The organism is Halanaerobium sp., from assembly GCF_003070835.1.
Window position 1 is genome coordinate 1 of the sequence record NZ_QBLR01000259.1, and the last position, 4,870, is coordinate 4,870.

Below are 4,870 nucleotides of genomic sequence, written 5' to 3' on the forward strand. Positions count from 1 at the left end.
ATTTTGATATTATTCTAATTTTGATTACAATTTTTGTTATGATTGCTGCTTTCATCATAACTTTAAAAATCCAGAATTCAAAAAAATAATTTTATTGAACAGCTAAGCTTATCTAAAGATATTAAATAATTAACCGACTTCTGATAAATATTAGATAAAAGACCGACATAAAAAGTAATGTATTAAAACCCAGGCAGAAAGGACTGATGAAGATGCTTATTCAGGCAACAGCTAAATTAAGAGATGAATTAAATTTGGAAGAACTTGAACAAAAGGAAAGGCCGGATTTGTTTTCCTGGCATGCCAATTTTCTTAGAATTAATCGGCGAAAAACAGTCATTTTAAATAATGATGCCTCTAATTATACGGTAGTTCTTTATGGAATGAAAAAGGAGGATTTTCTTAAATTTTCAGAGCGGGTTAAAGAAGGAATTAGAAGGGCTTTTAAACTTGAAGGGATCAAAGACAGTTTAATAAATAAATATTTGAGTGAGTTTGAAGACTTTACTTTTCAGAAAGCAAATAATAGGAGTTACATAGGTAGGTTAAATTATTCCTGCAAAATGACAGAACGATATGCAGATAGATTTAATTTTAATCAAAAAGAAATTTATCAGTCTGAAATAGCAAAAAAAATTAGCGATATACCGACCAAAGGAGATAATGAATACTTTTATCCTAATGAGCGTTTAAGAGAAAAATTAGCTGAATATTATGGCGAAGATGATATTATTAAGACAGAAGCTGCGATTTTGAAAGTCGAATTAGAACTGGGAGAATATGAAGCCTGGAGAAAGGTGATTGTTCCGTTAAATTATAATTTTCATCAGCTTCATAAAATTCTTCAGAAACTCTATAACTGGCAGGGTTATCATCTGCATGAGTTTTTTATCTACAGTGAAGAAAAAGATGATACAAAGTGCTGGAACCAGTCTGAATACCATAAAGATGGTTATAAAGCTAGCTTAAACCTGACAATGAATCAGGAGAATTTAGAATACAACAAAAATGAGTTGAATTTTGAAGCTGAAGATTTTGAACTTGCAGTAGAAAATGAACTTAAACTTAAAGATGTTCTTCCCGCAAGAATTAAATATATTTATGACTTTGGTGATTTCTGGCATCACTATATTGAAACTGAAGAAATTTTAAAAGATTATAAATCAAATAAACCGACACTTCTGGAAGGGGAAGGAAAAGCACCTCCGGAAGATGTAGGAGGACCTGGTGGTTTTAGTGAATTTATGGGAATTATTTCAAATCCTGATTATGAAGATTATGAGACTATGCAGGAATGGGCTGAAAGCCAGAGGTTTAAAGAATATGATCCTAAAAAAATACAGTCTGATTTAGATTTCATCTAGATTAAGATTTACACATTTTATTGAATCAGCTTTCATTCTTAAAAAGGGAGGAAGCTAAAAATGAATGGTTACAGCAAAAAAACTAAAAATGAAATTAGGAGGCTGACAGGTCTTGCTCATGAAAGAGAACTAGAAAAAGCTTTAGCTGATCTCAATTTAAAATTTAAGCAGTGGGAAAATGAAGAACTGGATTCTTTTGAATTGGATGATGAGATACATCATTTTCATAATAAAACTTCTAGAGAAATCTTCAAAAAATATAACAGCTTTGATATGAAGGATCATTATGTTGCTATTGCAATTGCAAAAGGTATTATTGATAAAGATGAGGTTGATCCAGAAACCTATCAGGAACTTGAATTATTAATTGAGAAAATAAAGGACAGTGATTATTTCTAATTGGAGGAATATAAATGGCTGCACCTAAAAGAAAAAGATATAATAAAAAACAGAGACTCGCTGCTGCAAAAAAATGGATTCCTAAATATGAAGGGGAAAATCTGGTTAAAGGTTACAGCAAGTGGTTTGGCGTTGACAAAATTTGTGCGATAAATGAACTGGAACTGCTGGGCCATGAGATAGATTCAGAATATAAAGAGCAGATTTATAAACTTGAAATAGAGAAAGAAGATGCAAAAAAGGCTAATTTTGATGATCCAGGTGATTTTGAAGTTGAACATTTCAATACCTGGCAGGATAGTGATTATTATTTTATAGCCGGCTATACTTCAGGTGGTGTTCCATATGGGATAACCTGGGAGGAATATGAGAGAAAATACAAGGAAGATGAAGAATTTGATGATAGTATTTCCAATGATGAAGATAATGATTTTGATGTACCTTTTTGATTATTATTATCAAGAATAGGGGTGTTAAAATATGACACTAAAAGTTGATTTAAAAGATGTTTTAGAAGCATTAGAACTTAGAACCAGGGAAAGTAATTATTTTTATTATAAAAAAACTGGTCAAGTTTTCATGATGATGGATGATGAATTGAGAGCCGGAGAGGAAGATCCTGACCTTGATAAATTTCCAGAATGGCAGCGGGAGAATATTAAAGCTGCAGTAGATATTATTTCAACTGATGACTATATAAGACTTCCGGATGACTATGAAATTGATGACTATAGCATTATGGAAGATTTTTGCTATTCAATCGAAGATGAAGAACTGAGAGAAGAACTCCTTTATGCTATTCGAGGAAACGGTGCTTTTAGAATGTTTAAAGATAAGATTTATCAATATGATCTAGAAGATCAGTGGTATGATTTTAAAGATAAGAGATATAGGAAAATAGCAATTGAGTGGTGTGAAGAAAATAATATTAAATATAGAAAAAAGTAAATGGATATTTAGGAGAGATATTTATGGCTGTACTTGGTAGAAATGATACCTGTCCCTGTGGCAGTGGTGAAAAATATAAAAAATGCTGTATAGATAAAGAAAAACTAAACTTTGAAGATCCTAAAAAAAGTATATACTTAGAGGATATTAAGAAGTTGGACACGCATACTATAATTTCTAGACTCAAATATTATAGGATAGATTTTAATTTTGATGAATTTATAGAGAATATTGATAATTATTATTCTGCAGCCAATCTGTCAGATGATTGGTATCAGAAATATCAGATTACTGCAGACGGTAGAGAAGAAGATTTCATCTGGATGGCTGCCTGGGTTTTATGGAATAGACTCACAGATAGTAAAGATTGTGATGAAGAATTAGATGAAAAAATAGAAGAAGGATATAATATGTTAAGTAAAAATAATCAGGAGGAAGCCAGTAGTATCTGGCTTGATGTCTGGGAAGACTTTAAAAATAGAATTGAAAAAGAAGGACATAACAGTTTGGAAGAACTAAATAGAGTTTTTGAAAGTGATCTATTTTTGTCAAACTGGATTACTGATTTAGAAATGAATCTTCATGATTTAGGTCTGAAAAATAAAGATTATTTTAAAAAGCAGATTAAATTCTGTCGAGATTTTCTCAATTTATTACCTGAATCTAAAGATTATCTTATTCAATCAATAAGTAAAGGAGAAGCTGCAGCCTATATTCATCTTGGCGAAACTGAAAAAGGTGATATAAAATTTGAAAGGATTCTTAAAAAGTATCCAAATTGGACCTGGGGATATATTTACTGGGGGGATCAGTATGTCTTATTAGATGATTCAGCATCTAATAAGAGGAAAGCTGAACAGATTTATAAACTTGCACTACAAAATGGTGATATTAAAAAGATGGAAGACATCGATATCTTGAAAGATAGAGTGAAGGAAGTTGCAAATCATTAATTGGAGGTACTAATAAATGGTCCTTCTCATATTTTCTAGGGATAGACTGCTTCTGATTTGTAATCTTCTAAGCTAAAAATTCACCTATTAATCGGTGAAATCAAAAATATGAAAGTTATTAAGGTGATAGAAATGGCCGCTAAAAAGATAGATCTGATCACAATTAAAAATAATAAACTTTCTCTAAATATCAAGGGTAAGCCCCTGCATCCTGATCACGAAAAGGAGTTTCCGGAGAAAAATAGAGCTCAGGCTGCCTGCAGCTTTAGCTCAACTTTAGCAGATGACTTTGCTTTTAAATATCACGACCCGGAAATAAACGAGCTCAAACTGAGCCAGTTCAACTCCATTAAAAACTATCCCCTCTTTTTTGAATATCAAAACTATGATTTTTACATAGAAGCTGAGATGCCAATTGAGTTCTACCATCCGAATCGTGAAATCAGGGAATCTCTTTCCCATCCCAATGACAATCATAATGTTCTTTACGGCAGCATCAACTTCGGCAGTGATATCGGTTATTCTGAATTTGAGATCAGAAGTAAATCTCAGGTCATTTTAACTCTCAAACTGGAAGTTTTCCCAAGTAAAATTGACTACCAAAAGGACTACAACCAGCTTTTAGAAGAAGTCAATAAGGAAGTATATAATTTAGCCTACGATTTTTTGCGGAAAACCTATCAGGAGATGAAGATTTCTGAAAAGCAGAATATTACCGAAGCTGAATTTTTTGTGATTATTGAAAATATCTTTGATGATCTATTTAAAGCTCTAAAAAGAGTAGAGGAGTCACCACACCACCGGATTATTAGGAAGCGAAATGTCAGACCTGCCTCCAGAGTCAAAAAGGTGGGCCGCCAGAGCCTCAAGTGGCTCAATAAAAACAGCCGCCACTATGACAAAGAATTAAAGCTGCCGGAAAAGATGCTGGCAGTGGAGAAGAAGCTGAGTTATGATAATTTTGAAAATAAGTTTATAAAATGGAGTTTTTCAGAACTGATTAAAAGGCTCAAACATTTTAAAGCAAACTACCGCAGTTCTAAAATGAATCCGGATCAGGATTTGATTAATCAAATCGATAAGATGATCAGAAAGCTTAAATTAAAGCTCAAGCATTCATTCTTGGCTGAGGTGGGTGAGCTGCAGAAGATTGATTCGATTTCTTTGGTGCTGCAGATGGCCCCCGGCTACAAGGAATTATATAAA

The 4,870-nt window shown here is 32.6% G+C and carries 6 protein-coding genes; all 6 read left to right on the forward strand.

Going from position 1 to position 4,870, the window contains the following annotated elements; genetic code table 11:
• The first annotated feature begins 206 nt into the window (after window positions 1-206).
• Window positions 207-1,364 (forward strand): plasmid pRiA4b ORF-3 family protein, encoded by a 1,158-nt coding sequence (locus CI949_RS16800; protein WP_243733897.1) that lies wholly within the window; start codon window positions 207-209, stop codon window positions 1,362-1,364.
• A 60-nt stretch (window positions 1,365-1,424) separates the two neighbouring features.
• A complete protein-coding gene (locus tag CI949_RS16805; RefSeq protein WP_133529628.1) occupies window positions 1,425-1,763 on the forward strand; it encodes a hypothetical protein in 339 nt (112 codons plus the stop codon).
• Window positions 1,764-1,777: 14 nt separating this feature from the next.
• On the forward strand, window positions 1,778-2,212 hold the full coding sequence (locus CI949_RS16810; RefSeq protein ID WP_133529627.1) for a hypothetical protein: 435 nt from the start codon (window positions 1,778-1,780) through the stop codon (window positions 2,210-2,212).
• A gap of 31 nt (window positions 2,213-2,243) precedes the next feature.
• Window positions 2,244-2,711, forward strand: a complete 468-nt coding sequence (locus CI949_RS16815) for a UPF0158 family protein (RefSeq protein ID WP_133529626.1) — start codon at window positions 2,244-2,246, stop codon at window positions 2,709-2,711.
• Window positions 2,712-2,734: 23 nt separating this feature from the next.
• The gene (locus CI949_RS16820; RefSeq protein WP_133529625.1) at window positions 2,735-3,664 is read left to right on the forward strand and encodes an SEC-C metal-binding domain-containing protein; all 930 of its coding nucleotides are present in this window, start codon (window positions 2,735-2,737) and stop codon (window positions 3,662-3,664) included.
• A 108-nt stretch (window positions 3,665-3,772) separates the two neighbouring features.
• The coding region (locus tag CI949_RS16825) for a DUF2357 domain-containing protein (RefSeq protein ID WP_290768462.1) at window positions 3,773-4,870 on the forward strand (1,098 nt) is incomplete at its 3' end.